Source organism: Streptomyces mauvecolor (genome assembly GCF_039532965.1).
Lineage (GTDB): Bacteria > Actinomycetota > Actinomycetes > Streptomycetales > Streptomycetaceae > Streptomyces > Streptomyces violascens.
In genome coordinates this window covers 104,481-130,394 of record NZ_BAAASQ010000016.1, presented here as the reverse complement: position 1 = coordinate 130,394, position 25,914 = coordinate 104,481, and the positions used below count along the sequence as shown (strand labels likewise).

30 protein-coding genes are annotated in these 25,914 nt (G+C 72.3%); 17 read left to right on the top strand and 13 right to left on the bottom strand.

Going from position 1 to position 25,914, the window contains the following annotated elements; all coding sequences use genetic code 11:
• Positions 1-23: 23 nt before the first annotated feature.
• The 8 genes from ABD346_RS21890 to ABD346_RS21855 all read left to right on the top strand — a co-directional run bounded on the left by ABD346_RS21890 (position 24) and on the right by ABD346_RS21855 (position 5,219).
• Positions 24-263: a chaplin gene (locus ABD346_RS21890; RefSeq protein WP_344376995.1), complete on the top strand. Its 240-nt coding sequence runs from the start codon at positions 24-26 to the stop codon at positions 261-263.
• Positions 264-487: 224 nt separating this feature from the next.
• Positions 488-1,072 carry a hypothetical protein gene (locus tag ABD346_RS21885; protein ID WP_344376994.1) on the top strand — a complete coding sequence of 195 codons (585 nt, stop codon included), beginning with the start codon at positions 488-490 and terminating at the stop codon, positions 1,070-1,072.
• A gap of 314 nt (positions 1,073-1,386) precedes the next feature.
• The gene (locus tag ABD346_RS21880) at positions 1,387-1,716 is read left to right on the top strand and encodes a hypothetical protein (protein WP_381227965.1); all 330 of its coding nucleotides are present in this window, start codon (positions 1,387-1,389) and stop codon (positions 1,714-1,716) included.
• Between the two features lie 174 nt (positions 1,717-1,890).
• Positions 1,891-2,133 carry a chaplin gene (locus ABD346_RS21875; RefSeq protein ID WP_344376992.1) on the top strand — a complete coding sequence of 81 codons (243 nt, stop codon included), beginning with the start codon at positions 1,891-1,893 and terminating at the stop codon, positions 2,131-2,133.
• 211 nt (positions 2,134-2,344) lie between these two features.
• On the top strand, positions 2,345-2,845 hold the full coding sequence (locus ABD346_RS21870; protein ID WP_344376991.1) for a DUF5949 family protein: 501 nt from the start codon (positions 2,345-2,347) through the stop codon (positions 2,843-2,845).
• A 35-nt stretch (positions 2,846-2,880) separates the two neighbouring features.
• Positions 2,881-3,528 carry a vitamin K epoxide reductase family protein gene (locus ABD346_RS21865; protein WP_344376990.1) on the top strand — a complete coding sequence of 216 codons (648 nt, stop codon included), beginning with the start codon at positions 2,881-2,883 and terminating at the stop codon, positions 3,526-3,528.
• Between the two features lie 313 nt (positions 3,529-3,841).
• Positions 3,842-4,366: a tyrosinase family oxidase copper chaperone gene (locus tag ABD346_RS21860; RefSeq protein ID WP_344376989.1), complete on the top strand. Its 525-nt coding sequence runs from the start codon at positions 3,842-3,844 to the stop codon at positions 4,364-4,366.
• The gene (locus tag ABD346_RS21855; protein WP_344376988.1) at positions 4,350-5,219 is read left to right on the top strand and encodes a tyrosinase family protein; all 870 of its coding nucleotides are present in this window, start codon (positions 4,350-4,352) and stop codon (positions 5,217-5,219) included. The genes ABD346_RS21860 and ABD346_RS21855 overlap by 17 nt, the downstream gene beginning before the upstream one ends.
• Positions 5,220-5,322: 103 nt before the next feature.
• Here ABD346_RS21855 and ABD346_RS21850 read toward each other — a convergent pair whose 3' ends face one another.
• The 6 genes from ABD346_RS21850 to ABD346_RS21825 form a co-directional block, all read right to left on the bottom strand.
• Entirely contained in the window at positions 5,323-5,592 is a 270-nt protein-coding gene (locus ABD346_RS21850; RefSeq protein ID WP_344376987.1) for a chaplin, read from the bottom strand.
• Between the two features lie 139 nt (positions 5,593-5,731).
• Positions 5,732-6,394 (bottom strand): hypothetical protein, encoded by a 663-nt coding sequence (locus ABD346_RS21845; RefSeq protein WP_344376986.1) that lies wholly within the window; start codon positions 6,392-6,394, stop codon positions 5,732-5,734.
• 173 nt (positions 6,395-6,567) lie between these two features.
• Positions 6,568-7,548 (bottom strand): glycoside hydrolase family 26 protein, encoded by a 981-nt coding sequence (locus ABD346_RS21840; protein WP_344376985.1) that lies wholly within the window; start codon positions 7,546-7,548, stop codon positions 6,568-6,570.
• A 28-nt stretch (positions 7,549-7,576) separates the two neighbouring features.
• Positions 7,577-7,831 carry a hypothetical protein gene (locus ABD346_RS21835; RefSeq protein ID WP_344376984.1) on the bottom strand — a complete coding sequence of 85 codons (255 nt, stop codon included), beginning with the start codon at positions 7,829-7,831 and terminating at the stop codon, positions 7,577-7,579.
• Between the two features lie 58 nt (positions 7,832-7,889).
• Entirely contained in the window at positions 7,890-9,161 is a 1,272-nt protein-coding gene (locus ABD346_RS21830) for a cytochrome P450 (protein WP_344376983.1), read from the bottom strand.
• Positions 9,162-9,223: 62 nt separating this feature from the next.
• Complete coding sequence (locus tag ABD346_RS21825) at positions 9,224-9,502, bottom strand: hypothetical protein (RefSeq protein WP_344376982.1); 279 nt, start codon at positions 9,500-9,502, stop codon at positions 9,224-9,226.
• Between the two features lie 179 nt (positions 9,503-9,681).
• Here ABD346_RS21825 and ABD346_RS21820 point away from each other — a divergent pair, with 179 nt between their 5' ends.
• The 3 genes from ABD346_RS21820 (at position 9,682) to ABD346_RS21810 (ending at position 11,386) form a co-directional block, all read left to right on the top strand.
• Complete coding sequence (locus ABD346_RS21820) at positions 9,682-10,179, top strand: hypothetical protein (protein ID WP_344376981.1); 498 nt, start codon at positions 9,682-9,684, stop codon at positions 10,177-10,179.
• 38 nt (positions 10,180-10,217) lie between these two features.
• Positions 10,218-10,847, top strand: coding sequence for a hypothetical protein (locus tag ABD346_RS21815; protein WP_344376980.1), 630 nt, complete (start codon positions 10,218-10,220; stop codon positions 10,845-10,847).
• Between the two features lie 245 nt (positions 10,848-11,092).
• Positions 11,093-11,386, top strand: a complete 294-nt coding sequence (locus ABD346_RS21810; protein ID WP_344376979.1) for a hypothetical protein — start codon at positions 11,093-11,095, stop codon at positions 11,384-11,386.
• Between the two features lie 91 nt (positions 11,387-11,477).
• Here the strand turns inward: ABD346_RS21810 and ABD346_RS21805 are convergent, their stop codons facing one another.
• Both ABD346_RS21805 and ABD346_RS21800 read right to left on the bottom strand, forming a co-directional pair.
• The gene (locus tag ABD346_RS21805) at positions 11,478-11,684 is read right to left on the bottom strand and encodes a hypothetical protein (RefSeq protein ID WP_344376978.1); all 207 of its coding nucleotides are present in this window, start codon (positions 11,682-11,684) and stop codon (positions 11,478-11,480) included.
• A gap of 123 nt (positions 11,685-11,807) precedes the next feature.
• Positions 11,808-12,917, bottom strand: coding sequence for a citrate synthase 2 (locus tag ABD346_RS21800; RefSeq protein ID WP_344376977.1), 1,110 nt, complete (start codon positions 12,915-12,917; stop codon positions 11,808-11,810).
• A gap of 272 nt (positions 12,918-13,189) precedes the next feature.
• Between ABD346_RS21800 and pdxH the strand changes: the two genes are divergently transcribed.
• Positions 13,190-13,846 carry a pyridoxamine 5'-phosphate oxidase gene (pdxH, locus tag ABD346_RS21795; RefSeq protein WP_381227951.1) on the top strand — a complete coding sequence of 219 codons (657 nt, stop codon included), beginning with the start codon at positions 13,190-13,192 and terminating at the stop codon, positions 13,844-13,846.
• 283 nt (positions 13,847-14,129) lie between these two features.
• Here pdxH and ABD346_RS21790 read toward each other — a convergent pair whose 3' ends face one another.
• Positions 14,130-14,510 (bottom strand): VOC family protein, encoded by a 381-nt coding sequence (locus tag ABD346_RS21790; RefSeq protein ID WP_344376976.1) that lies wholly within the window; start codon positions 14,508-14,510, stop codon positions 14,130-14,132.
• A gap of 183 nt (positions 14,511-14,693) precedes the next feature.
• Here ABD346_RS21790 and ABD346_RS21785 point away from each other — a divergent pair, with 183 nt between their 5' ends.
• A complete protein-coding gene (locus tag ABD346_RS21785; RefSeq protein ID WP_344376975.1) occupies positions 14,694-16,061 on the top strand; it encodes a PAS domain-containing protein in 1,368 nt (455 codons plus the stop codon).
• Between the two features lie 141 nt (positions 16,062-16,202).
• Here the strand turns inward: ABD346_RS21785 and ABD346_RS21780 are convergent, their stop codons facing one another.
• Complete coding sequence (locus tag ABD346_RS21780; RefSeq protein WP_344376974.1) at positions 16,203-16,961, bottom strand: SIS domain-containing protein; 759 nt, start codon at positions 16,959-16,961, stop codon at positions 16,203-16,205.
• Between the two features lie 203 nt (positions 16,962-17,164).
• Between ABD346_RS21780 and ABD346_RS21775 the strand changes: the two genes are divergently transcribed.
• Positions 17,165-17,857 (top strand): iron-dependent transcriptional repressor DtxR, encoded by a 693-nt coding sequence (locus ABD346_RS21775; RefSeq protein WP_189961686.1) that lies wholly within the window; start codon positions 17,165-17,167, stop codon positions 17,855-17,857.
• A 598-nt stretch (positions 17,858-18,455) separates the two neighbouring features.
• On the top strand, positions 18,456-19,319 hold the full coding sequence (locus ABD346_RS21770; RefSeq protein WP_344376973.1) for an alpha/beta fold hydrolase: 864 nt from the start codon (positions 18,456-18,458) through the stop codon (positions 19,317-19,319).
• A gap of 64 nt (positions 19,320-19,383) precedes the next feature.
• On the opposite strand, the gene ABD346_RS21765 is transcribed toward ABD346_RS21770, so the two are convergent.
• The 3 genes from ABD346_RS21765 to ABD346_RS21755 form a co-directional block, all read right to left on the bottom strand.
• Positions 19,384-20,985 carry a transporter gene (locus ABD346_RS21765; protein ID WP_344376972.1) on the bottom strand — a complete coding sequence of 534 codons (1,602 nt, stop codon included), beginning with the start codon at positions 20,983-20,985 and terminating at the stop codon, positions 19,384-19,386.
• A 2-nt stretch (positions 20,986-20,987) separates the two neighbouring features.
• Entirely contained in the window at positions 20,988-21,812 is an 825-nt protein-coding gene (locus tag ABD346_RS21760; protein WP_344376971.1) for an ABC transporter ATP-binding protein, read from the bottom strand.
• A 67-nt stretch (positions 21,813-21,879) separates the two neighbouring features.
• Complete coding sequence (locus tag ABD346_RS21755; RefSeq protein ID WP_344376969.1) at positions 21,880-22,569, bottom strand: bifunctional DNA primase/polymerase; 690 nt, start codon at positions 22,567-22,569, stop codon at positions 21,880-21,882.
• 259 nt (positions 22,570-22,828) lie between these two features.
• Here ABD346_RS21755 and ABD346_RS21750 point away from each other — a divergent pair, with 259 nt between their 5' ends.
• Positions 22,829-24,211: an NsdA family TPR-like regulatory protein gene (locus ABD346_RS21750; protein WP_344376968.1), complete on the top strand. Its 1,383-nt coding sequence runs from the start codon at positions 22,829-22,831 to the stop codon at positions 24,209-24,211.
• A 124-nt stretch (positions 24,212-24,335) separates the two neighbouring features.
• Positions 24,336-25,898, top strand: a complete 1,563-nt coding sequence (locus ABD346_RS21745) for a hypothetical protein (RefSeq protein ID WP_344376967.1) — start codon at positions 24,336-24,338, stop codon at positions 25,896-25,898.
• The last annotated feature ends 16 nt before the right edge of the window (positions 25,899-25,914 follow it).

The following is a 25,914-nucleotide window of genomic DNA, read 5'->3' as shown; positions in this document are numbered from 1 at the left end:
TCTCAATCTAGGAGTGCTTCTCCATGTCGCGTACCGCGAAGGCCCTGGTCCTGTCCACCGCTGCCGCCGCAGCCATCGCCGGTGGGGCCGGCGTCGCTTCCGCCAATGCCGACGCGCACGGCGCGGCCACCCACTCCCCCGGTGTCGCCTCCGGCAACGCGGCGCAGGTCCCCGTCCACATCCCGGTCAACGTCTGCGGCAACACGGTGACCGTGATCGGTCTGCTGAACCCGGTGTTCGGCAACACCTGCGTCAACAAGTAGTTCCTCGCCGAAGCCCCGGCCGCTCCCCTCCCGGAGCCGCCGGGGCTTTGTGCTGCCCCGGATGGCGGTAGGTCACCAGGGGGCTCGGTGTTCGGAGTTGTGCCAGCTAGAGGCGGTGCTCTGCCGACCTGACGGTCCGACAGGACGGCCATGCGGTTGCGGGCGTTCCGGTGCCCGCGGACGGTGAGAAAGATTCACACGTCTCACCGAAGGAGCACCGTTTCATGCGCGTACGCACACCGCGGCGACTGGTCGCCGTGGCCCTTTCGACCGCGATCGTCATCGGATCCGCTGAAACGGCGATGGCCGCCGACTTCCAGCCGCCGCGATCGGTCCGTGCCGACGTACCGGTACCGGGTGCCGACGCCCTGCTCGCACAGATCAAGCAGCTGGGCCCCATCGGGCCGCTGCTCTCGACCGTGACCGACCTGCTGAACGGCGTGCTCGGCGGGGCGTCCCCGGCCGACGCCACGGCGCTGGCCGCCAAGGCGACGGCCGCCCTCGACGCGGTCAAGGCGGCGGCCCCGGCGGCGCCCACCGCCCCCGGGATTCCGCTCGGCGGACCGCAGAAGTCCGGGGCCCCGGTGGACATCAAGGACGACGCGATCGCGGCGGCCAAGAAGGCCATCGCCGATCTCGTCGCCGCCGTCACCAAGGGCGATGTCGTCGCCATCCTGGCCGCGGCGACCGCGGTGCTCACCGGCCTCATCGGCGTCATCCTGGCCGTCCTGCTCGGCAGCGGCCTGCCGCTGCCCGCCCTGCCGGGCCTCCCCCTGCCCGCGCTGCCGGTGCCCCTGCCCGTCGGCTGAGCCGTATCCCCGCCGAGAGCGCCGGCCCGCCATCGGGACCGGCGCTCTCGGCCGTCCGGGAACCGGCGCGGATCCTCAACTCGCCTTCCGCGCACCGCAATTCATGAAATCCCATACGAGTATCTGCGGATTTCCGCAATTGGGCGGCAGCAGCCCATGAATCGGTGCCCGAAGGGTTTCCCAATCGTCCGGGAGTCGTTACCCAGGGCGAAGCAGCGCAATGCTTTCAGAGACACGCACGGCGCCAGCGGTGTGCGGTGCGTGCGGCCCATTCGGCGATCCAACTCGCCGCGGAAGGAATGATGATGAAGTCGATGAAGGTTGCTGCGGTACTCGCCGGCTCCCTCGCGGTCGTGGGCGCGGCGGCGCCGGCCTTCGCGGCCGGCAACATCACGCCACCGGCGGCGCCGGCCTTCAAGGCCGGTGAGCTCACGCCCATGAGCCTCAATGGCGGTCTCGACACCATTGCCCAGAACGTCGCCGACGCGAACCTGTCCGACGTGCAGCCCATCCATACCAGCCTGCTCACCCCCGAGGCGGACGACTCGCTGCACCACACCGTGGTCGGCACCGCCAAGAGCATCAGGAAGACCGACGGGGCGACCAGCCCGGACCAGCTCATCGGCGGCCTTCCGGTCGGCTGATCGCCGCATGCTGGTCGCCTCAGGGTGAACTCCTGTTTTCCCAGAGTGAATTGATCGGACAATCCGTCCGTTCGTGCGCTGTACGAGGGAAAGACAATAAACCCGGCGTGTTCGCTTCCGGCGCCTTCTGGGTGTTTGCCTACGCTGAAGCCATCCCGAACGGAAGGTTTCACCATGAACACAGCCAAGATGACCGCTCTGGCGTTTGCTGCCGCGGGCCTTGTCACGGGTGCCGCTTCCGGTGCCGCCTTCGCCGACGCGGGTGCGCAGGGTGAGGCCAAGCACTCGCCCGGCGTCATTTCGGGCAACGTGGTGCAGGTTCCCCTGCACGTGCCGGTCAACGTGTGCGGCAACACCGTCAGCGTCATCGGCGCCCTGGACCCGGCGTTCGGGAACGCGTGCGCCAACTCCGACTGAATCGGCGCCGGTTCTCGCCGGTCGCGTAGTTCAGGACGGGCGGCTCCGTGGAGTTGGGGATCACGGGGCCGCCCTGCTGCGTCCCGGCACGGAAAGGCCGCGGAGGGCCGCGGAAGCGATGCGAGGGGGCGCGCGAAGACGCGAAGGCGCGTTTCATCCGGATGGGTGACGGCAGCGAAGCGCCGGGTCCGGAATGTCCTAGAGTCCCGGCATGACTTCAGCCACCAGCGCCGTGGAGCCGTCCAGGGCCGTCCTGTTGGGCTCGCTCGTCGTCATCGCGTGGAGCGGCGAACACCCCGACGAGAGCGATGACGTGCCGTTCCTCATGGCATACCCGCTCGGTGACGGGACCGAGGGGCCCGAGGGCGCCGAGACCGCGGCGCGGGCGCTGCTCGACGAACTGGGCATGCCGGCCGGCAGCGTGCTCGACAAGGACCGCGGGGCCGCGCTCCCGGTGACCCTCGTCGTCCAGGGCGGCCAGGCCGTCCTGACCATGCCGTCGCTGACCGTCCAGTGCCCGGTGCCGCCCGAGTGGCTCGTCGCCGCCGAGCGGCGCGGCACCGTCCAGTTCATGTTCGCCACCCGCTCCTGGCCCGAGGCGCTGCCCGGGATCGCCGTGGGCGACGAGCGCCTGAGGGCGTTCGCGGGAGACGAGGACACCATCTCCACCGCCGGTCACTGCGTCCTCCCCGTCCGCCGCCTGCGCGGCTGACCCCCACCGCCGGACAAGAAGTGGAGACGACAGCCATGCCCACTCCCGGGACGATCCCGCACCAGGCGCCGGCCACCGATCCGTCCGGCCCGCCGCCGGGCCGCACCCCCTTCGGCGCGGGCCGCGGCTTCGCCTGGCTGGTCGTGCTCACCGGCGTGGCCGGCCTGCTCGCCTCGTGGGTCATCACCCTCGACGAGTTCGAGCTCCTCAGGAACCCGGACTTCGTACCCGGGTGCAGCCTCAACCCGGTGATCTCCTGCGGCAGCATCATGAAGAGCGCCCAGGCCTCCGTCTTCGGCTTCCCGAACCCGATGCTGGGTCTGGTCGCGTACGGGATCGTCGTCTGCGTCGGCATGAGCCTGCTCGGGGGCGGCCGGTTCGGCCGCTGGTACTGGCTGACGCTGAACGCGGGGGCGCTGGCCGGGGTCGTCTTCGTCAGCTGGCTCCAGTTCGAGTCGCTCTACCGGATCGACGCGCTGTGCCTGTGGTGCTGCCTGGCGTGGGTCGCCACCATCGTCCTGTTCTGGCGGGTCACCGCGCTCAATGTGGTCAACTCGGCGCTGCCCGCGCCAAGTTGGGCCAGGCCGCTGTTCGCCGAGTTCGGCTGGGCCGTGCCCGTGCTGCACATCGGGGTGGTCGGGATGCTGATCCTGACCCGCTGGTGGGACTTCTGGACCGGCTGAGGCCGGCAGGAACGTTGGGCCGACCGCGTGAATCGTCCGCGCACGCCGACACACCACGCGAGCGGAAGCGTTGACTCCACTGACCAGTCGCATGGTTGAAGCCTCCCCGGGCCGTGCAACCAGTACCGGCCCGGGGAGAGCCCGCGCGCTGCCGTGCCGTGAGGCGGCGGCCGTTTCCTGTGACTCCGGGTCTCGTTGAACCGGCATCGAACAAGGAGAGCGGACGCTTGGAGGGGCCCCGGGACCACGAAGGCTTCCGGGGCCCACGCATGTGCCGGACGAGTCCGCGCGAGCGAGCACGAGGGAGACGCCGATGAACGACGCGACACACTTCTGGCACGCACACCGGACGGGCCGCACCCGCCCCAGGGGCCGCGCCCCCGAACCCACCCGGCCCGGCACGCCCCCGCCCCGTACCACCTGGCGCATCGCCCGGCGCGGTCTGCTGCGCGCCCTGTTCGCCTCGGCGACCGTCGCCTTCACCGCGGCCGCGCTCTCCCGCATCCCGGCCGCCCCGGCCTATGGCGAGCCCGCGGGCGCGGCCACGCCGCAGCCGGACGACGGGTTCACCTTCGACGAGATGTACGCCGGGCACCGCATCCAGGGCTGGCCCATCGAGGCCGACAGCACCGAGGTCACCGCGTTCGTGGACGGCCGGCAGCTCGACCTGATGCGCCGCGCCGACGGCAGCTACCTGAGCTCCGTCGACCACTACGAGTCGTACGCCACCGCCCGCGAAGCCGCGCGCGCCGCCGCGGCCGAGCTCGGCGCTGCCCGGCTCGCCTTCGTCCCCGTGCACGGCCACGAGGAGGGTGCCGTCAGTGGTGTACACGCGTAAGAACCAGCGGAACCTTTCCAGCGCCGAACGCCGCGCCTTCGTCAGCGCCGTACTCGAACTCAAGCGAACCGGCGTGTACGACCAGTTCGTGCGGACCCACATCGCGTTCTACGTCTCGGACGGCGACGTCGGGCTGCGGGTCGCGCACATGGCGCCGTCGTTCCTGCCGTGGCACCGCCGGTTCCTGCTGGTCTTCGAGCAGGCGCTGCAGCGGGTCAACCCCCGGGTCACGCTGCCCTACTGGGACTGGACGCGGGACAACTCGCCCGCCTCGTCGCTCTGGGCCGAGGACTTCATGGGCGGCAACGGGCGGCGCGGCGACTTCCAGGTCATGACCGGTCCCTTCGCGTACGCCCGCGGGCAGTGGGAGATCTCGGTCAACGTCACCGAAGGCCGTTTCCTGACCCGGGACATGGGCCGCCCCTCGCATCCCATCCACCTGCCCACCCCCGCCGACGTGAACCGCGCACTCGCCGACCCCGTCTATGACGTCCCGCCGTGGAACTCCACCAGCAGGACCGGGTTCCGCAACAAGATCGAGGGCTGGACGACGGCTTCGGGCGAGGCCCGGTTCCGCAACCACAACCAGGTGCACCGCTGGGTCAGCGGCGTGATGGTCGGCGCGGCCGCCGTGAACGACCCCCTGTTCTGGCTCCACCACGCGTACGTCGACAGCCTCTGGTCGCGCTGGCAGGCCGCCCATCCCGGCTCCAAGCGCTACCTCCCGGAGGCGCCGCCCCCGGAGGGGGACCCGCAGCACGGCCGGGTGGCCTCGCTCAGGGAGCTGATGCCGCCGTTCGACGTCACGCCCTTGTCGGTCCTGGACCACAGCGGGATCTACCGATACGCCTGACACGGCGACGGCCTCCCGGGGGGAGAAATCCGGGAGGCCGCTGGTACCGCTGGACTCATGACCGGCCGACCGCCGCGTGGGCGCCCGGCCGGAGGGTGGGGATCTACTCCCCGTAGCCGCCCTCGTGGTGGCTGTCCTCGTTGACGCAGGTGTTGCCGAACGCCGGGTTCAGCACCCCGATGACGTTGACCGAGTTGCCGCAGAGGTTGACCGGGACGTGCACCGGAACCTGGAGCAGGTTGCCGGAGAGGACTCCGGGGGAGTGCGATGCGACGGCCTCGGCGCCAGCGTCGGCTGCGGCAATACCCGCACCGGCCAGCGCCACGGCGCCCGCTCCGGCGACGACAGCGGCCGTCTTCGCGATACGAGACATCAGAGTTCTCCTTGGATGGACACGCGACCGCAGACACGCAGTCGTCATTTCACTTCAACGTGTCGATCGGTCATAGGTAACGGACACCTGCGTCCAAAACGGTTCTGCACCGGTCACGGGCGGGAAGGGCCGCTGCTGGCTACTTCTCGCACTTGCTCCGCGAAGCCCGCCGGGTGAGCGCCACCGCCGCGGCCCCCGTGACGATCGCGCCCGCGCTCAGCGCGCCGAACAGGGAGGCCTTGGATCCGGCGCCGGTGTGCGCGAGGTGCGGCGGGGCCGACGGGGACGAGCTGCTCCCGGGCGTGCCCGGCGTCGACTCTTCCGGCGGGGTGGGCGTCGGGTACGTCGGCGTGGGAGTCGGCGTCCAGGTGTCCGGGGGAGACGACGGGGGTCCGGTCGGCGGCGTGCTGGCCGGCGGGGTCTCCTCACCCCAGGTCGGTTTGACCGTCGGGGTCGGGGTGGACGTGTGCTGCGGCGGGGTCTCGGTGGGTCCGGGCGACCACGGCGTCTCCTCGCCGTAGCTGTAGCCGTAGCCGTAGTCCTCGACGCCGTAGCCAGGGGGCTCCTCGCCCCACCGCACGGCGAAGGAGGGGTGTCCGTGGTGCGGTCGGGGAGCGGCCTCGGGTCCGTTGCCCGAGCCGTTCCCCTTGCCCTGCCCGGCGTCGGAGTGCGGGGCGGACGTGCTGTGCGGCGAGGCCGGGACGGGATGGTCCGTGGCGTGCGCCGCGTATCCGGCGCCCAGCACGGAGACCAGACCCGCGACGAGAGCGGCCCGCGCTGCGGGACCCGTGAACTTGTACATGCCTGCGACCCTTCAACAGGAAATCCGGAGGGGGAATCAGATGCTGATACGCATAATTGGGATCAGCGCCGACGCGGCCCCTGGACCACGCGAGCCGCGACCGGCAGACAACCCGTCCGGCGCAGCCCGCGCCCCCACACGGCGCAACCCACGGCGTCCGGGGATGCCGCAGGTCACCTCGCGCGATAGGCACGCGCGGCCTCCGGATGGGCGGCGCACTCCCACACGCCGTGCGGGCAGTAGTCGGTCAGGGTCTGGTAGACGGGCCGGTAGGTGCGGAACCAGCGGGCCATGTCGCGCATGTAGTCCGCGTCGTCCCCGTTGCGGAAGAGCCCCCACTCCGGGTACGAGACCGGCTTGTGGTGCCGGGCGGCGAACCGCACCTGCGCCCGCAGCCCGTACGGCTCCTCGACCTGGCCGCGGAAGGACAGGCCCTCGGGCTGGTCGTAGGAGTCCATGCCGATGATGTCCACATAGGCATCGCCCGGATAGCAGTCCGTCCACGGCACGGCGTCCCGCCCCCGGTTCGGCGCGAAGTCGAACCGGAACCGTCGGCCCGCCACCGTACGCATCGCCGTGACGATCCGGCGCCAGTACCTCTGCCACGCGCCGGGGTCGGGGCCGCAGCGGTGGGTGTAGGTGACACCGTTCATCTCCCAGCCCAACACCACGATGGTGTCCGGGAGTCGGAGATCCATCAGGTGCTGGGCGAGGCGCCTGAAGTGGTCGTCGAAGGCGCCCCGGGCGCCCTGCCCGAGCAGCGCGCGGACCTGCTCGTCGGACAGGCCATCCTCGCTGTGGTCGAGCATCGGCACATTGAGGACGAAGACCCGGTCCGCCCGCTGGTGGCGCCAGCGGGCCCAGGGTGCGAGCAGCTCCGGCGGGCCCTCGATGTCGCGCCACGTGCCGCCCGGCAGATAGGTGTGGCCCGCGAGCAGCAGGCCCCGGCCGCGCCACTTCTCGACCGCCGCGAGCCTGCCGATGCCGGTCGCGTCCGACCCCGTGAAGACGCCCGCCGCGGTGCGGGACGCGGGGGGCAGCGGGCCCTGCCGGAGACTTTCGGACGCGAGCGGAACCAGCGCCGACAGCAGCAGGACCAGCGCGCACAGCGCGGCCTTCCACGAGGGCGGGACGCTCCGGGGCGAGGGGGCCATCGGGGAGGCCTTCCGGCGGGCCCGGGTCTCAGTTGGCTCCGGTCGTGCCGCCTCCGCGCTGGAGGGCCCCGCTCATCATGGCCATGCCGTTGCTGAGCGCCTCGCCGACCCTGCCCTGCCCGCCGAGCACCTTGGACTGGCCGAACTCGGAGACGCTGTCGTGTCCCGCGCTTCCCTCGGCGCCGTGTCCCGCACTTCCCTCGGCGGCGGCGATGCCGGGCGCGGCCAGGAGCAGGAGCGACGCCGCGACGGTGGCGGCCTTCAGACGGTGGTGAATGTTCATGCCCGGTACAACGCCGCGTGCGCTGGGAGGGCACGGATGCCGGGCCGGGCCCGGGAATTCAGGGGTTGGTCACATCAAATGCGAAATGCTGCTTGCGTACGCGGTGGTCGAAGTTGGAGGTGCCCAGCTCGGGTTCGCCGAGCGTGCGCAGGGTCAGCGGCCGGGTCAGCAGTTCGCGCAGTACGGCCTTGATCTCAAGCCGTGCCAGATGCGCCCCGAGGCAGTAGTGCGGGCCGCCGCCCCCGTACCCCAGGTGCGGATTGGGATCGCGCGTGATGTCGAAGGCGTCCGGGTCGGCGAACACGGAGGCGTCACGATTGGCGGACGCGTAGAGGAGCATCACCTTGTCGCCGGGCAGGAAGGTGTGGCCCGACATCGCATAGCGGGTGGTCACGGTCCGGCGGAACTGGATGATGGGCGTCGAATGGCGCACGATCTCGTCGACGGCGCCGTCCGCGTACTTCTCGAAGTCCGAGAGCAGCAGGGCATGTTGATCGGGATGGTTGATCAGCAGGGCCAGGGCGTGAGCGATCGCGTTGCGGGTCGTCTCGACGCCGGCTACGAGCAACAGCGAGAAGAACGAGCCTAGTTGACGATATGTCAGCCGCTCGCCGTCCAGATCGGCACACACCAGCGCCGAGATGAGGTCGCCGGTGGGGCGCCGCCGCCGCTCGCGGCCCAGCCGGGCCACCGTCAGCTCCATCCGGGCCAGCGCCCGCAGGCCCTTGCCCGGGCTCAGCAGCCGGGCACCGAGACCGCGCCGTACGCCCGCGTGCTCGGAGGCCCGGTCGATCTGGCGGGCGATGCGGTACCGGTAGGCGTCGGGGACGCCGAGCATCGCGCAGATGACCTCGAACGACATGCGGGAGGCCACCGCCGAGACGAACTCGTCGGGCCGCTCGGCGACCATGTCGTCGACGATGCGTACGGCGAGATCACGGATGCTGACCTCGGCGGCGGCAAGGAGGCGCGGGGTGAACGCCTGCTGGACGATGCGGCGCAGGCGGGTGTGGTCGGCGCCGTCGAGGTTGACCATCGAGTCGCCGAACACCGCCCGCACCCAGCGGGCCGGCTCCGGCGAGGTGACACCCGGGGCACTCGCGAAGACACGCGGCAGACGGCTCGCCTTCAGGACGTCGGCGTGCCGGACCAGTGCGTAGAAGCCCCGCTCGGGGCGGTGCCGGGTGGCCCGGCGCTCGGTGAAGAACACCGGGCGCGGCTCGCTGCGCAACTCCGCGAAACGCGCCAGGCGTTGAGCGGGCGGCTGCTTCCAGAATGCCGGGTCGGCGAGATCGGCGGCGGGGGCCGGGAGGGTCCGGGGGTGGTTCACGCTCGCACCGTCCTGGCCGCCGCGCGGCCTTCGTGCACGGGAGTCGGGGGCGGGTCGGGGGTTCAGCTCACCAGTGCGTGACCGGCACGCACCGCGTCGTTGGCGGCCGTGACCGCTTCGGTCCCGGCCCGCACGCCGTTCTTCAGGGCGGTCACCTTCCGGCCCAGCCTGTCCCCGACGGCGGTTTCGGCCGCGGGCTTGACCTGCGCGCCCGCGGCGCTCGTGGTCCTGGCCGCACCGCTCAGGGTGTTGCCCAGGTCGAGGGCGTGGGCGCTGGGGGACAGGGCGGCGGCGAGCGCGGTTCCGGCAGCGGCGGCCGCGAGGTATCGACGTACGTTCATGTCGGCTACAACGCCCGAGCCGGGCCAAGGGCACGCCCCGTCAATACGAGCACCCCGTATTGACTTCGCATTGCTGCAAGCGTTGCTGCAAGCAGGCGAACTTTGCAGTGATCGGGGCGCCGGGGTCGTTCTTGCAGGGCGACACGGCAGGGTAGGCCAGGGAAGGAAACAGAACACCCATGGGAATCACCTCACGTACGGGACTGGTGGGCGTCATGGCATGCATGGCGACCGCGGCGGCGGTGGCGCCGGCCGCGGCGGAGGTGCCGGCTGTTCCGATCAACGTCCCCCTGTTCGTTCTGAACACGGCCCTCCCGATCGACGCCCCGACCCTGCGGACGGGCATGCCGCTCCCCATCCCCGGCGCGCCGAACGGCCCGCGCTACGAGAAGGGCAAGGTCCTGCCGACGAACATGGTCCCGGCCATCCCCTTCGACAGCGCGCTGCCCAGCACGCACATCGGCACCCCGCTGCCCAACCCGCTGACCGACGGCAACCTCGGCACCCCCGAGCTGGTCAGCCCCGGCTCCGAGCTGCGGGCCGCCACCCCTGGCGCGGACCTCGGGGCCCCCATCAGCCGGCCCGAGCCCGGGCGGCTGCCCGACCTCACCATGCCCGTGGCCGACGTGAGCGCGCCCGCCGTGCAGGGCGACCCCGACGCCGCCGCGCTCCTCTGAACTCCCTCAAGTCGGCCTCTACGCACCGGAGTTTGCCCATGGCCCGTCCGTCAAGGAACGTCCTCGCCACGGCGCCGCTCGGCAGGGCCGTCGCAGCGCTGCTCGCCGTCACCGCCGCGGCCCTCCTGTCCGGCGGCGCCTCGGCGTCGCCCGGACGGCCCGACCCGCACGGCGTGGGCGCCGGCCAGGGCGCGCTGCCACCGTGGCCCGCGCCCGCCGACGCCTCCGCCGCGGTCGCGGCGGCGGGCCTGGAGATGCTGTCCGCCGAGGGGACGGTGCAGCACACCCACACCCACCTGGATGTCCTCGTCGACGGCAAGCCCGTCACCGTCCCCGCCTCGATCGGCATCGACGAGCCGCGCCGCCGCATCAGCCCCGTGCACACCCACGACACCAGCGGCGTGATCCACGTCGAGTCGCCGCGGCCGGCGGTCTTCACGCTCGGCCAGTTCATGGCCGAATGGCGGGTGCCGCTCTCCGCGGACCGCATCGGCGGCCTCCACGCCGGCGGCGGCCGCCACCTGACGGCGTACGTCAACGGCCGCAAGACCCCCGGGAATCCCGGGGCGATCGTGCTGCGCGCCCACGACGAGATCGCCCTCGTCTTCACCCGGGACACCGACACCAGGCCCGTACCCAAGACGTACGACTGGCCGCAGGGCCTCTAGGGCATCACCCGCGCGGGGTGGCGCCAACGGCCCCGGCAGAACGTTTCTCCGCACCGGTCGTTGGACCGAGCGGAACAGGATCCGTGTCGCGGCGCGGACAGTGCGCCAGCAGCTCCCGTCCGGGGTTCTACTCCCCCCGAGCGGGAGCTGTTGCCTTGTGCGAGCGGGCTGTTCGGGCAGGTAGGCGTTTCGGGTGAGAGCCGGGGGCGACCGTGTCCGGCGCTGCCGCTCCCCGTTGTGCAGACGTGATCTCAACACGACGAATCGCCACAGTCCTTGTCGTCGCCGCCGGTGCCGCGGGCCTCGCCGCGTCCGCGGCGAGCGCCGAGAGCCCCGTAGACCGCCTCGTCAAGGCGGCCGACCCGGCCACCGAGCTCGACGCCATCGCCACCAGCGGCATCCCCGAGGAGTACCGGGCCCAGTTCCCCACCACCAGGGACCAGCTGGCCGGGCTCAGCCACCTCAATGACGCGAGCAAGGTGACGCAGCTGGCCGACCAGGCGGCCCCGCTGGCCAACCTCGTACCCGAGGTGGAGTGACGGGCGCCCGCGGACGCGGACGAGACACGGGCGCGCGCCCGGAACACAGGGTTCCGGGCGCGCGCCCGTGCTGTTCCGGGCGGAGCCCCGGCTAGAGGATGTCGATGAAGTTGTGCTCGTGGTCCCCCCAGCCGCCGCCGTCCCCCCAGCCGCCGTGGTGGTGGCCCGAGTAGCCGTCGTCATCGTCGGCCGCCACGCGAGGGGCGGGCTGCGGGACCGCCTGCGCCGACGCGGCGGTGGGGGCGATGACGGCGGCGGAAAGCGCGACCACAACGGCGGCGCGTCGTATGAGGCTCACGTTGAACTCCATATGTCGGTGGACAAACCTGACAAATCCGACGCTAGCTCGAACGTGGCACAGTGTCGCGCTGAGTGGCCTAACGGCTACTCCATGCGCGCGGTCCGCTTTCCACCCACCGGCTCAGTGTGAGATGTCCGTGATGTCTGCGTATCCCTCGATCGAACGCGGATCGCGCGAACCCGGGCCCACATAGCGGGCCGACGGCCGCACCAGACGGCCCGTCCGCTTCTGCTCCAGGATGTGCGCCGACCAGCCCGCCGTCCGGGCGCAGGTGAACATCGACGTGAACATGTGCGCCGGGACCTCCGCGAAGTCCAGGACGATCGCCGCCCAGAACTCCACGTTCGTCGCCAGGACGCGGTCGGGCCGCCGTGCGTGCAGCTCGTCCAGGGCCGCCTTCTCCAGCGCCTGAGCCACCTCGAAGCGCGGCGCGCCCAGCTCCTGCGCGGTACGGCGAAGGACCCGGGCGCGCGGGTCCTCGGCGCGGTAGACGCGGTGGCCGAAGCCCATCAGGCGCTCGCCGTTGTCCAGGGCCCGCTTCACATACGCGGTCGCGTCCCCGGTCCGCTCGATCTCCTCGATCATGCCGAGCACGCGCGAGGGGGCGCCGCCGTGCAGCGGACCCGACATGGCGCCGACCGCGCCGGACAGCGCGGCCGCCACGTCCGCGCCCGTCGAGGCGATGACGCGGGCGGTGAACGTCGAGGCGTTCATGCCGTGCTCCGCGGCGCTCGTCCAGTACGCGTCCACCGCCTTGACGTGCTTGGGGTCCGGCTCGCCGCGCCAGCGGATCATGAACCGCTCGACGATGGACTCCGCCTTGTCGATCTCCCGCTGCGGCACCATCGGCAGGCCCTGACCGCGCGCCGACTGGGCGACGTACGACAGCGCCATGACGGCGGCCCTGGCCAGGTTGTCGCGGGCGGTGCGCTCGTCGATGTCGAGCAGGGGTTTGAGGCCCCACACGGGCGCCAGCATGGCCAGCGCGGACTGCACGTCCACCCGGATGTCCCCGGAATGGACGGGGATCGGGAACGGCTCGGCGGGCGGCAGGCCGGGGTTGAACGCCCCGTCCACCAGGAGTCCCCAGACGTTCCCGAACGAGACGTGGCCGACCAGGTCCTCGATGTCGACGCCCCGGTAGCGAAGGGCGCCGCCCTCCTTGTCCGGCTCGGCGATCTCCGTCTCGAACGCGACGACTCCCTCAAGTCCGGGTACGAAGTCGGACATCAGGCGGCTCCTCAAGATGTGTGCGTCGGGCTGCGGGCGGGCCGTGCCGCCCCGGGTCCCTCGGTCATGCCCCGTACGGCGGTCAGGAATCCCGCCGGAGGCTTCACGCGTGTATGGAGGCCACAGTGGCCCAGCCGAGAGTTTGGCGGGTCCCGCCGATGCGGGGAAGCGTGACATCCGGCACACTGCCCCAATTCGTCGGCACAGGGTTAACGCCCCGCCGCCGCGGGCACACTGGACCCCCGCCGGGACCATGGCGGCGGTGCGGCAGGATGGGGCACGTGACCGACCTGGACCCCGCAGCGATGCGCGAGCAGTACCGCACCACCCTCCTCGCCGAGGAGGACCTGGCCACCACGCCCATGGGGCAGTTCGCACGCTGGTTCAAGGAGGCCGTGGCCGGCGGGCTGCACGAGCCCAACGCGATGGTCGTCGCCACCGCCACCCCGGACGGGCGTCCCTCCACCCGCACGGTGCTCCTGAAGTCCTACGACGAGCACGGCTTCGTCTTCTTCACCAACTACGCCTCGCGCAAGGCCGCCGAACTCACCGCCAACCCGTACGCCTCGCTGCTCTTCCCCTGGCACCAGCTGGCCCGCCAGGTCATCGTCACCGGAACCGCCTCCCGCGTCCCGCGCGCCGAGACCGAGCGCTACTTCCGCAGCCGCCCGCACGGCTCGCAGCTCGGCGCCTGGGCCAGCGCCCAGTCCACGGTGATCGCCTCCCGCGCCGAACTGACCGTCCGCTACGAGGAGTTGGCGACCCGCTACCCTGAAGGCGGCGACGTTCCGGTCCCCGAACACTGGGGCGGCTTCCGGGTCGCCCCGCAGACGGTGGAGTTCTGGCAGGGCCACGAGAACCGCCTCCACGACCGCCTCCGGTACGTCGCGGACGGCGCCGCCTGGCGCGTGGAGCGCCTCGCGCCCTGAGCCCGGGCGAGCTTCCCGCCCCGGGCATGCAGAAACCCGCGGGCTCGGGATCCTCCGGAGAGGAGCCGGCCGGACGTACCGGCGAGCCCGCGGGTCGGTGACTGCTTGGGAATTCGGCCGACGGCATGTCGGCACCGCACTAAGAGTGCGACTGGCAGGCCGTTAGCCCGCAGTCACCTCACGCGTCCGGTTTGCATACATCTGTCAAACCACCTCCCTTCTCGTGTGCACCACACATTAGGCAGCCCCTCGGCGCCCCTCAACCGATTTATCGGGTGCGCTTCTACTGGGTACGCGCCCGCTCCGCCGCGCTGCGTTCCACGCAGAACTCGTTGCCCTCGATGTCGGCCAGGGTGAGCCAGCCCCTGCCGTCCGGGAGGCGGTGGTCGGCGAGGAGGGTGGCGCCCAGGGCCACCAGGCGGTCGGCCTCCTCGTCGCGGGTGCGGTCCTGGGGCTGGAGGTCCAGGTGGATGCGATTCTTCACCGCCTTGCCCTCGGGCACCTGGATGAACAGCAAGCCGATGCCCTCGGCCTCGACGAGGACCTCCGGGTCGTCGGGCTCGTCCTCCTTGCTCACGGTGCCGCCGAGCGCCTCGGCCCAGAACGTGGCCAGGCGGTAGGCGTCGGCGCAGTCGAATGTCACATGGCGTACGAGAGAGGTCATGGGCGTCACTATGTGCGCGCCCCGGCGGAGGCGTCCAGAGGCGGCCGGTAACTGCCGTCGGCCGGAAGGGATTTCGCCGAATTCGGTGTGGGGTGCGTCACGTTCGAGTTGAATGATCCGACGTGCCTACGTCTGCGCGTCAGCCGTGTGATGCGGTGACCACGTCCTGCAGGGGGTGCCAGGATGACTGCTTCCCGGAGTGAGACCGCCAGTGCTCCGGTTCCGGACGGATCCGGAGCCGGGCCCGCGCATACGGCCGTCCCGGAACCCGGAGGGGACCTCCTCGCCGCGCTGCTCGACGGGATGGACGCGGCCCTGTGCGCGTTCGACGCGGACGGCGTGGTCACCCACTGGAACCGCGAGGCCGAGCGGATCCTCGGCTGGGCGGCCGAAGAGGCCGTCGGGCGGCGGGGGCTCGCGGGCTGGGCGGTGCGGCCCGCCGACGCCGACGAGGTGCAGGGCCGGCTCATGGCCGTCATGGACACGCCGGGCCGCCAGGTCCATGAGTTCGCCCTCCTCAGGAGGGACGGCGGCCGCGTCCTCGTCCGTACGCAGTCGGCGGGCGTGCGGGGCGCCGACGGGACCCCGGCCGGGGTGTACTGCGCGTTCAGCGAGGTGCACGCCCAGATCGACCTGGAACGGTCCATCGCGCTCAGCGAGGCCCTGTTCGAGGACGTGTCCTGGGGCGTCGTCCTGGTCGACGTCGACCTGCGGCCCACCGTCGTCAACGCCTACGCCGCCCGAGCCCTCGGCACCGGCCGCGCGACCCTCCTCGGCCGCCCCCTGGGTGAGCTGATCGTCCAGGGCGTCGAGGACCTGGAGGGCGCGCTCCAGCACGTCCTGTCCGAAGGCGCGCCGGCCAGCCCCGCCGAGGTGTGGGTCACGCTGCGCACCGCGGAGGGCGAGCGGCGGCGCTGCTGGCGCAGCGGGTTCCTGAGGCTGTCCTCGCCGCTCGCGGAAGAACCGGTTCCGCTCGGGGTCGGCTGGCTCTTCCAGGACGTCACCGACGCCCGGCTCGCCGAACAGGACGCCGACCGGCTCCGCTTCCGCTCCAACCAGCTGCACCGCGCGTCGCGGACCGCCGCGGAGTGCGAGGACCCGATGGAGGCGGCGACCTCCCACCTGGATTACGCCCTGGCCGGTTTCGCCGACCACGCCCTGGTGGACCTGGCCGTGGGCGAGCGGCTCGTGCGGGCCGCGGCGACCCCGGCCGGCGAGCCCGGCCCGGCGGCTCCCGTCGCGGGCGGCGGCATCCCGGTCCGCTATCCGGCGGGCCACCCCGCGCTGCAGGCGGTGGACCGGACCGGTTCCGTACGGGACAGCGCGGGCGGGGCGGACGAATCCTGGGCGGCGGAGCGCCAGTGGCCGCCGGACGCGGCCCACGCCCTGTGCGTGGTGCTGCGCAGCCGCGGCCGCACCCTGGGCGTCCTGACCTTCCTGCGCGGTCCGTCGCGTCCGGCCTTCGAACGCCCGGACGCGGCGTACGCGGAGAGCGTGGCGGCGAGGGTGGCCGCAGCGGTGGACCTGGCGCAGGCCCTGGGCACGCATTGAGCCAGTCCTCGGGAAAATCAGCCCCTCCGGCGATCGAGGAGCGGGGTCCGGGGCAGAGCCCTGTGCCCACCGGCCGCAGCGGAAATCGAGCCCTCCGGCGTTTGAGGAGCGGGGGCGCGGGGGCGGAGCCCCCGGGAATGGCTAGCCGTGGCGGAAGAAGATGCGGTCCCCGTACTCCGACATGACCCGCCCGTTCCACTCGTGGCCCCCGTCGACATTCCCCGAACGCAGCAACGGCGGCTCGATCCCCCGGGCGACCAGCGCCTCCACCGCCGCGGCCATCGTCGCCTGCATGAGCGCGCTGGTGACCACGGTGGACGCGGGCGCGAAGGGCGCCTCGATGCCCTCGTGGGTCAGCTCGGCGTCGCCCACCGCGATCTTGCTGTCGAGCACGATGTCGCAGTGGTCGCGCAGGAACGTACCCGAGACGTGCCGTGACCTGGTGCCCTCGGCGTACGCCAGCGAGGTGACCCCGACGACCTTGAGGCCGAGCGCCCGCGCGTTCATGGCCATCTCGACGGGCAGCGCGTTGCGCCCGGACAGGGAGATGATCACGAGGACGTCGCCGGCCCGGGCGGGGCTGGAGTCGAGGACCGCGCCCGCGAGGCCGTCGACCCGCTCCAGGGCGGAGCCGAGGGTGGCGGGCATGACGTCGACGCCGACCACGCCGGGCACCGCGAGCAGGTTCATCAGGGCGAATCCGCCGGCCCGGTAGACCACGTCCTGGGCGGCCAGCGAGGAGTGCCCGGCGCCGAAGGCGAAGAGCCGGCCGCCCGCCTCGACGGTGTCGGCGATGAGGGACCCGGCAGCCGCGATGTTCAGCGACTCCTCGTCCCGCACCCGCCCCAGGAGCCCGATCGCGGCGTCGAAGAACTGACCGGCCAGCTTGCTCTCGCTCATCGCCGAGGACCCTTTCCGGGGTGGGGTAACGACCGTGCGCCGATCACGGTGCGGTCTGGACCTTTCCCCTGTCAATACGGGGTCCGCGGGCAGCCGGTCAAGATGGCGGGCGGTCGCTGCGGCACGGTTGTCAGTGCGATGCGTCAGAATTGGTTCAGGGCCAGCGGTACGACGTTTTTATGTCACAGCATCGAGGGGCACGTATGTCCGGACTGATCGACACCACGGAGATGTATCTCCGCACCATCCTCGAGCTCGAGGAGGAGGGTGTGGTCCCCATGCGCGCCCGCATCGCCGAGCGCCTGGACCAGAGCGGCCCGACGGTGAGCCAGACCGTGGCGCGCATGGAGCGCGACGGCCTGGTGCAGGTCGCGGGCGACCGCCACCTGGAGCTGACCGACGAGGGGCGCAAGCTCGCGACGCGCGTGATGCGCAAGCACCGGCTCGCCGAGTGCCTGCTCGTCGACGTGATCGGCCTGGAGTGGGAGCAGGTCCACGCGGAGGCCTGCCGCTGGGAGCACGTGATGAGCGAGGCGGTCGAGCGCCGCGTCCTGGAGCTCCTGCGCCACCCGACCGAGTCTCCGTACGGAAACCCGATCCCGGGCCTCGAGGAGCTGGGCGAGAAGGCCGAGGCGGACGCGTTCCTGGAGGACGGCATCATCAGCCTGGGCGAGCTCGACCCGGGTCCCGAGGGCAAGACGGTGATCGTGCGCCGGATCGGCGAGCCGATCCAGACCGACGCCCAGCTGATGTACACGCTGCGGCGGGCGGGCGTGCAGCCCGGCTCCGTGGTCAGCGTGACGCAGTCGCCCGGCGGGGTCCTGGTGGGCAGCAGCGGTGAGGCCGCCGAGCTCGGTGCGGACGTCGCCTCGCACGTCTTCGTCGCCAAGCGCTGACCGGGTGCTGGGCAGGGCGCGCTGACCCGGGCGTGCCGAGCAGGACCGGATGCGGAGTGCGGAAGCGGCGGTGACGCAACGTCATCGCCCTTCCCCCGGCCGCCCGTTGGGGCCACTTCGTGAAGGCTGCGGGAAGCTTGCGGGGAAGGCCGGTTTCCGGGTGGAATGGCAGCGGCCGGGCGGATCGCGTGCGAGGCTGTGCCTTGAGGCATATGACCGCAGAGGCGTGCGGCAGGGGAGGGGGCGGCAGCATGATGCCGTTCGGACCACTTGCACCACCTTCGGCACCCCGGCCTGCCTGGGCGTCCGTGCCCGTACACCCGCTTCGGGAAGACCAGGGCCCCGGCGCCCCGGGGCGCCGGGGCCTGTCCTCCCCGGTGTCGACCCGGAGCCCCGAGCTCCCAGGGTCGACCCCCGCAGACCGTCTTCCCCGAGCGGCCCGCCTCCCGGAGAAGATCTCCCCTCGGCACGTTCCGTCAATCCTTGAGTGTGGTCACTCGAACGAGGGGTGTTGCGCGAGAGACGCGAGTTTTCGAATAGGGGTTCGATACTCTGCGGGGAACTGACCACTCGGGGGCTGAAGGGGGTGCCAGGGCACATGGTGCGGCGCATCGATGTGACGGGGACCGGCGGGGTTCGTCTCGCCGCCTGGGAGTTCGCGGAGCAGCCCAAGGCCCGCGCGGAGAGCGAGCGCGCTCCTGGGGTCTTACTGCTCCACGGGCTGATGGGCCGGGCCTCGCACTGGGCCTCCACGGCCCGCTGGCTCGCCGAGAAACACCGGGCGGTCGCCATCGACCAGCGCGGCCACGGCCGCAGCGACAAGCCCGCCGACGGCCCCTTCACCCGCGAGGTCTACGTGGCCGACGCCGAGGCCGCCGTCGAACAGCTGGGCCTCGCCCCCGTCACCCTGATTGGCCACTCCATGGGCGCCCTCACCGCCTGGCAGCTCGCCGCCAAGCGCCCCGACCTGGTCCGCGCCCTGGTCATCTGCGACATGCGGGCCTCGGCGCTCGGCGCCGCCTCGCAGCGCGAGTGGGAGGACTGGTTCAAGTCCTGGCCGGTGCCCTTCGCCACGCTCGCCGACGTACGCAAGTGGTTCGGCGAGGACGATCCCTGGGTCGAGCGGCCCAGCCCCGCCCGGGGCGAGTTCTTCGCCGAGGTCATGGCCGAGCGGGCCGACGGCTGGCGCCCGGTCTTCTCCCGCCGCCAGATGCTGACCTCCCGCGAGACCTGGGTGTACGACGCCCACTGGGAGGAGCTCGCCCAGGTCGACTGCCCGGCGCTCGTGGTGCGGGGTCTTGACGGGGAGCTGGGCCGCGCGGAGGCCCAGGAGATGGTCCGGGTTCTGCCGCGCGGCCAGTACGCCGAGGTTTCCGATGCGGGCCACCTCGTCCACTACGACCAGCCCGAGGGCTGGCGCACCGCGATCGAGCCCTTCCTCGACGGGGTGCTCACCCCGTAATCCCGCTTGCGCAGTTCCCCGCGCCCCTGGCGGGACCGGTGCCGGGCCGGGTCGGCATCGGGGCTCAGCCCGTGCTGACCGCCGTCAGGATTTCCGGCAGGCGGTTCGCCGTGCGGGGGGCCGCCACCTTCAGGCCCGCCCAGGCGATCACTGCTCCGTACACCGCGCCCAGTGGCAGCAGCAGCCACAGGGAGCCCTGGTGGCCGGACACGTGCAGCCAGATCGCGAGGGCGATCATCGGCGCGCACAGGACCGCGCTCACCACCATCCCGCCCAGGATCGACAGGAACGCGATGCCGCCCTGCCCGGGTGCCACGTTCTTGCGGCTGTCCTGCGGGATCGAGTACGCCAGCGTCGCCGACGCCACCGAACCCGTCGCCAGCATCGCCCCGAGCAGGGCGAGCGCGAGCCCGACGACCTCGGGCAGCTTCGTCCAGTCGCCGAGCATCCCGGCCGTCACCGCGGTCACGAGCAGCGTGTACGGAAGCGTCACGAGCAGCAGCGCGAACGCCCGGGCGCGCAGCTCCAGATAGGCGTCCCGGGTCGAGGAGATGCTCAGGAGCACCATCCAGAACGCCGAGGTGTCCTGCCCGAACTGGTTGTACATCTGCATGCCGAGCATGCCCGTCGCGAAGCACGCGAAGTAGACGGTGCCGCTGCCCTGGGCGGCGTTGAAGACGGGCACGATCAGGCCGATCGCGAGCGAGGTGATCCACGCCGCCTTGGTCTTGGGGTCCCGCCAGGCGTAGCGCAGCGTCCGCAGCATGACGGTGCCGGTGCGGCCCTCGGGGAGCAGCGAGGTGAGGCCCCTGCCGCCGGACTCCTTGCGGGAGGCGTCGGACGCGGCGAGCGTCGAGCCGTCCGGCGTGGTCATCAGCTTCACCAGCGAGCGCTGCCAGGCGTACAGGAGAAGCCCCAACGCCCCTACGGAGATGAGGAGTTGGATTACCGCCCGGCCGTACGAGCCCTCGCCCGCGGAGTCGACCGCGCCGATCGCGGAGGCCGGCGGAAGCCAGCGCACCACGTCGGCGACCGGGTCGAGCGCGGAGAGGCCGCCCGACCTGCCGAGCCGCTGCGCGCCGAAGTTCACGAACTGGAAGCCCACCGCGATGACCAGGCCGCTCAGCACCGCGAGGTCGCGGCCCTTGCGCGAGGTCAGCAGCCGGGTGTTGGCGGCGGCGACGGCCCGGGCGAGCGCGATGCACACGAGCAGCGCGAGCGGCACGGCGAGGACGGCGACCACGACGGCGCCCGCCCCGTGCGCCACGGCGATCGCCGAGCCGAGGATCAGGCAGAGCGTGAACAGCGGCCCGATGCCCACAAGCGAGGCCGCGAGCAGTGCGCCGACCAGGGGCTGGGGCCGCAGCGGCAGCATGACGAGCCGGGTCGGGTCCAGGGTTTCGTCGCCGCTGGGGAAGAACAGCGGCATCACGGTCCAGCCGACGGCCATCAGCGCCACGAGCAGCAGGGTCACGGTGCCCGCGTGCTCCGTGCCGCGCAGCGCGATCAGGCCGAGCAGCTGGAGCGCCGCGAAGAGCAGGGCGAGGACGGCGGAGGTGATGTAGGCGGCCCGGCGGCCACCGGACTGCCGCAGCCCGTTCTTGATCAGCGACAGCTTCAGTCGTACGAAGACGGGGGCCAGGGCGGAGGCGTTCTGGGAGGACACGGTCACCGGGTACCGCCGCCGAGCCAGTCGAGGGAGTCGCCGGCGTTGCGGCCGTTCGCTCCGACGAGTTCGAGGAAGGCGTTCTGCAGCGAGGTGGCGTCGCCGCGTACCTCGGCCAGGGTCCCCTGGGCGCGGATGCGGCCCGCGGCCATCACGGCGACCCAGTCGCACAGCGACTCGACGAGCTCCATGACGTGGCTGGAGAACACGACGGTGGCGCCGGAGGCGGTGTAGCGCTCCAGGACGCCGCGGATGGTCTGGGCGGACACCGGGTCGACGCCCTCGAACGGCTCGTCCAGGAACAGCACTTCGGGATTGTGCAGCAGAGCGGCCGCGAGCCCGATCTTCTTGCGCATGCCGGTCGAGTAGTCGACGACGAGCTTGTGCTGCGCGCCCGCCAGGTCCAGTACGTCCAGAAGCTGGGCGGCCCGCTTGTCGACCTCGGCGCCGGGCAGTCCGCGCAGCCGGCCCGAGTAGCCGAGGAGCTCGCGCCCCGAGAGCCGCTCGAACAGGCGCAGTCCCTCGGGCAGTACGCCGATGCGGGACTTCACGGCGACCGGGTCGCGCCACACGTCGTGCCCGCCGACCTCGACCCTGCCCTGGTCGGGCCTGAGCAGCCCGGTCACCATGGACAGGGTGGTGGTCTTGCCCGCGCCGTTCGGGCCGACCAGGCCGATGAACTTGCCCGCGGGCAGCTCCAGGTCGATCCCCGCGACCGCGATCTGCTCCCCGAAGCGCTTCCACAGCCCCTGGACGCGGACGGCGGGCGGCGCCGTACGCGCTCCGCCCGCCGTGTCCGCCGCTTTCTCGAATGCCTGGTCCGGCATGGTGGTGCCTTTCGTCCCCGTGATGGTGCCTACCTGGACACCATAGGAGCCGAATGCCCCGGTTGCGCTAGGGGCGTCGGGCCCTTGCGTCGGCGGCTTCGCGGCCGCAGGCGTAGGCGAGGGGGCTGATCAGCTCCTCGGCATCCGGCAGCCATCGGTTCGCGGGGGTGGGGCGCCGTGCCCACTGCACCGCGCCCGAGCCGCCGATGCGGGTCGGCGGCGCCGCCACGTAGTCGCCCTCGCCGCGCGTGATGAGGTCGACCGAGGCGGGCGTCCACCCCAACTTCCGTACCAGGTCGGGGACTTTGGCGCCCGCGCCCGGCAGGACGAAGAACAGCATCCGGCGGTCCGGGGTGCAGGTGACCGGGCCGAGCGTGAGCTCCATCCGCTCCATGCGGGCCAGCGCGAGGAACCCGGCCGACTCCGGTACGTCGATGGCGTCGAAGGTGCGCCCGGTGGGAAGCAGGATCGAGGACCGGGGGCTCTTGGACCACAGGCGGCGGGCGGCGACCGCGCTGCCGGTGGCCTGCGTCGCCCAGTCCGGCCGGGCCGGGTGCGCACCCGGTTTCGGGCACGCCGTGTCACCGCACGAGCAGCGCTCGACGCCCTCGTCGGCCTCCAGGGAGGTGCCGGGGAAGACGTCCCAGTGCCGCTCCTCCGCGTACCGTACGGCGCTGTCGAGGAGCTGTTCGCCGCGCTGCTTGGGGATCTGTGCGGATTCCGTATCCGTGCCCGTGCCTGTGATGGTTTCTTCCACGACGGGCTCAACTCCGGCCGCCACCCAGGGTTACGGGCTCGGCGACCGTGGGATCAGCGGGATCGGTCCTGCAAATGGGGCGCATGGGTGCATGGGTGGGGGCGCGCGTGGGGCTGCGTGTCGGCGACAGGGTAGCCATATGCGGGGGAAGCAGACGGGAATTCTGGCAATGAAGCCATATTCCCGATTCCCCTCGTTTCTCTGCATATTCGCAGGGCAGTGATCACTGTGCTGATCACTGCCGCTCCAGGGGGTTCACATGGCAGCCAGGCCTCTCGTCGCCCGCCAGCCCAACGAACGGCTGCAGGCGCTCATCCAGGAAGCCGGATGTTCCAACGCCGGCCTAGCCCGTCGCGTGAACATGGTCGGCGCGGAGCGGGGTCTCGACCTGCGCTACGACAAGACGTCCGTGGCGCGCTGGCTGCGCGGACAGCAGCCGAGGGGGCGGGCGCCGGGCATCATCGCGGAGGCGCTCGGCCGCAAGCTGGGCCGTACGGTCACGATCGACGAGATCGGCATGGCCAACGGCAAGAACCTCGCCTCGGGGGTGGGGCTCCAGTTCTCGCCCACCGTCCTCGGCGCGATCGAGCAGGTCTGCGAGCTGTGGCGCAGCGACGTGGGGCGCCGCGACTTCCTGTCCGGCTCCACCGTCGCGGCATCGGCGCTCGTCGAGCCGAGCCGGGACTGGCTGATCACCGGGGCGGACGCGCAGGTCGCGCGCACTGCGGGGCAGCGGGTCGGCGCCGCCGACGTCGAGGCCGTCAAGGCGATGACGGACGCCCTGGTGCAGCTGGACCACCGGTTCGGGGCGGGCCATGTGCGGCCGGTCGTCGTGCACTACCTCAACAGCGTCGTGTCCGGGCTGCTCGCCGGGTCCTACCGGGAGTCCGTGGGGCGGCAGTTGTTCGCGGCGGTGGCCAGGCTCACCGAACTCGCCGGGTACATGGCCGTCGACACCGGCCAGCCGGGCCTCGCCCAGCGCTACTACATCCAGGCGCTGCGTCTCGCCCAGGCCGCCGACGACCGGGGGTACGGGGGCTATGTCCTGGCCGCCTCCATGAGCCACCTCGCCGCCCAGCTCGGCAATCCGCGCGAGATCGCCCAACTGGCGCGGGCCGCGCAGGAGGGCGCGCGCGGCCGGGTCACGCCGCGCGCCGAGGCCATGTTCTACGCGGCCGAGGCGCGCGGGCACGCGCTGCTCGGCGACGCCCGCACGTGCCAGGTGGTGGCGGGCCGGGCGCTGTCCGCGCTGGAGGCGGCGGACCCCGAATCCGGCGACGACCCGAGCTGGATCGCGCACTTCGACCACGCCTATCTCGCGGACGAACTCGCGCACTGCCACCGGGACTTGGGCCAGCCGGAGGCGGCGGCCAGGCGGGCCGAGGAGTCACTGGCCGGGCACCCCGAGTCGCGGGCCAGGCGGCGCGCCATCGGGCTCATCCTGCTCGCCACCGCGCAGGTCCAGCAGCGCGAGGTCGAGGAGGCGTGCGCGACGGGCACGCGGGCGGTGGAGCTCCTGTCCACGCTGCGTTCCAACCGGGGCGCGGACTACCTGGAGGACCTCCAGGTGCGTCTGGAGCCGTACGGAGACGACCCGGCGGTGCGGGAGTTCGGCGAGCGCCTGGAGGTCCAGGCGGCCTGAGCGAGGGGCGTTCTGAGGCCCGTGCGGGCCCGAGTGGCCGGGGTTGAGGGAGGGCTTGGCAAGGGCGTGGGGGGACCCGGTAGCGTGAACCGACGATTCCGTAGGTCCACGTACAGGAGTTCCGGTGACGCAGAGCCGACAGGGTGACGAGCCGCAGCTTCCGGCTGTGCGGCCCGCGCACGAGGGTGTCGTGCTGCCCGCCGACGGAAGCGGCCCCCGAGCCGGGGAGCCGCTGCCGGCGCCTCCTGGAGCCCAGCCCTGGGGTCAGCCCTGGGGCCCGCAGGGCCAGGCCTCCCAGCCGCCTCCCGTCGCGCCCCCGCAGGGACCGGCGACCTTCGGGCAGCCGCTGCCGCCCGAGAACGGCGGCGGGGACGCGGAGGCGACCCAGTACATAGCGCACATGCCGGGCAACCCGGGCAACTCCGGCGGTGAGGCCACGCAGTTCCTCGCGCCGGTGCCGGCCGGGAACGGGGACGCGGAAGCCACGCAGTACATAGCCCCCGTGCCGGGGAACTCCGCCGGCGACGCGACGCAGTATCTGGCTCCCGTGCCGGGCGGCCCCGGCAGCTCCGGCGGTGAGGCGACGCAGTACCTGGCCCCCGTGCAGGGGAGCTCCGGCAGCGAGGCCACGCAGTACATCGCCCCGGTGGGGGGCGGGCCCGGCGCGCTGCCGCCGGAGCACTCCGGTGACGCGGCCCGCTTCCCCGGAGCGCAGGCTCCCGGCGCCGACCCGACGCAGGTCCTGCCGCCGGTGCCGCCGGCCCCGCAGGACGCCCCGTACGGGATACGGCCGGGGGCGCCGGGCGACCGGCAGCCGCCCGCCGAGTTCGACAGCCTCTTCCGGGCCGACGGGCCGCCCCAACAGGGCGACGCATCCGCGCAGTTGCCCCGCTTCCAGCCCTCCGTTCCGCTGAATCGGCCCCAGCAGCAGGGCTACCAGCCGCCGCAGGCCCCGTCCTCGCAGTTCCAGCAGCAGCCGCAGTTCGCGGCCCAGCCCCCGTACCAGGAACCCGCCGGGCAGCATTCCGGGTACGAGCCCGAGGCGCCCCGGCGCAAGTCGCCGGTCGGCATCATCGCCGCGGTCGTCGTCGGCTGCGCGGCCATCGGGCTCGGCGCGGGCGCGCTCCTGAGCGGCGGCGGGGACGACAAGAAGGACGACAAGCAGCCCGCGGCCGTCAGCTCGCCCGCCACCGGCGACGGCGGCGGCACCAAGGCCGCCGACGACCCCGCCAAGGCGCAGGCCGAGGCGCTCGACAAGCTGCTCGCCGACAGTGGCAGCAGCCGGGACGCGGTGATCGGCGCGGTCGCCGACATCCGCAAGTGCGACAAGCTCGACCAGGCGTCCGCCTCGCTGCGTTCTGCCGCGCAGCAGCGCGCCGACCTGGTGACGCGGCTGGGCCGGCTCTCCGTCGACAAGCTGCCCGACCACGACAAGCTCTCCGCCGCGCTCACCAAGGCCTGGCAGTCCTCCGCGTCCGCGGACAACCACTACGCGGCGTGGTCCGACGCGGTGGCGGGGGACAAGGGGAAGGGCTGCAAGGACGGGCACGCGAAGCGGACGAAGGACGCCGGTCAGGGGGACAAGGCGTCGGGGGAGGCGACCAAGTCCAAGCAGGAGGCTGCGGGGTTGTGGAACGCCATTGCCACCAAGTGGAACTTGACCAAGCGGGGGGCTACCCAGCTTTGAGGCGCTGGGGACGCCG

Coding starts and splice junctions, on each gene's coding strand:
- ABD346_RS21890 (WP_344376995.1), top strand. CDS start 24: ATGTCGCGTACCGCGAAGGCCCTGGTCCTGTCCACCGCTGCCGCCGCA.
- ABD346_RS21885 (WP_344376994.1), top strand. CDS start 488: ATGCGCGTACGCACACCGCGGCGACTGGTCGCCGTGGCCCTTTCGACC.
- ABD346_RS21880 (WP_381227965.1), top strand. CDS start 1,387: ATGAAGGTTGCTGCGGTACTCGCCGGCTCCCTCGCGGTCGTGGGCGCG.
- ABD346_RS21875 (WP_344376992.1), top strand. CDS start 1,891: ATGAACACAGCCAAGATGACCGCTCTGGCGTTTGCTGCCGCGGGCCTT.
- ABD346_RS21870 (WP_344376991.1), top strand. CDS start 2,345: ATGACTTCAGCCACCAGCGCCGTGGAGCCGTCCAGGGCCGTCCTGTTG.
- ABD346_RS21865 (WP_344376990.1), top strand. CDS start 2,881: ATGCCCACTCCCGGGACGATCCCGCACCAGGCGCCGGCCACCGATCCG.
- ABD346_RS21860 (WP_344376989.1), top strand. CDS start 3,842: ATGAACGACGCGACACACTTCTGGCACGCACACCGGACGGGCCGCACC.
- ABD346_RS21850 (WP_344376987.1), bottom strand. CDS start 5,592: ATGTCTCGTATCGCGAAGACGGCCGCTGTCGTCGCCGGAGCGGGCGCC.
- ABD346_RS21845 (WP_344376986.1), bottom strand. CDS start 6,394: ATGTACAAGTTCACGGGTCCCGCAGCGCGGGCCGCTCTCGTCGCGGGT.
- ABD346_RS21840 (WP_344376985.1), bottom strand. CDS start 7,548: ATGGCCCCCTCGCCCCGGAGCGTCCCGCCCTCGTGGAAGGCCGCGCTG.
- ABD346_RS21835 (WP_344376984.1), bottom strand. CDS start 7,831: ATGAACATTCACCACCGTCTGAAGGCCGCCACCGTCGCGGCGTCGCTC.
- ABD346_RS21825 (WP_344376982.1), bottom strand. CDS start 9,502: ATGAACGTACGTCGATACCTCGCGGCCGCCGCTGCCGGAACCGCGCTC.
- ABD346_RS21820 (WP_344376981.1), top strand. CDS start 9,682: ATGGGAATCACCTCACGTACGGGACTGGTGGGCGTCATGGCATGCATG.
- ABD346_RS21815 (WP_344376980.1), top strand. CDS start 10,218: ATGGCCCGTCCGTCAAGGAACGTCCTCGCCACGGCGCCGCTCGGCAGG.
- ABD346_RS21800 (WP_344376977.1), bottom strand. CDS start 12,917: ATGTCCGACTTCGTACCCGGACTTGAGGGAGTCGTCGCGTTCGAGACG.
- pdxH (WP_381227951.1), top strand. CDS start 13,190: ATGGGGCACGTGACCGACCTGGACCCCGCAGCGATGCGCGAGCAGTAC.
- ABD346_RS21790 (WP_344376976.1), bottom strand. CDS start 14,510: ATGACCTCTCTCGTACGCCATGTGACATTCGACTGCGCCGACGCCTAC.
- ABD346_RS21785 (WP_344376975.1), top strand. CDS start 14,694: ATGACTGCTTCCCGGAGTGAGACCGCCAGTGCTCCGGTTCCGGACGGA.
- ABD346_RS21780 (WP_344376974.1), bottom strand. CDS start 16,961: ATGAGCGAGAGCAAGCTGGCCGGTCAGTTCTTCGACGCCGCGATCGGG.
- ABD346_RS21775 (WP_189961686.1), top strand. CDS start 17,165: ATGTCCGGACTGATCGACACCACGGAGATGTATCTCCGCACCATCCTC.
- ABD346_RS21770 (WP_344376973.1), top strand. CDS start 18,456: ATGGTGCGGCGCATCGATGTGACGGGGACCGGCGGGGTTCGTCTCGCC.
- ABD346_RS21760 (WP_344376971.1), bottom strand. CDS start 21,812: ATGCCGGACCAGGCATTCGAGAAAGCGGCGGACACGGCGGGCGGAGCG.
- ABD346_RS21750 (WP_344376968.1), top strand. CDS start 22,829: ATGGCAGCCAGGCCTCTCGTCGCCCGCCAGCCCAACGAACGGCTGCAG.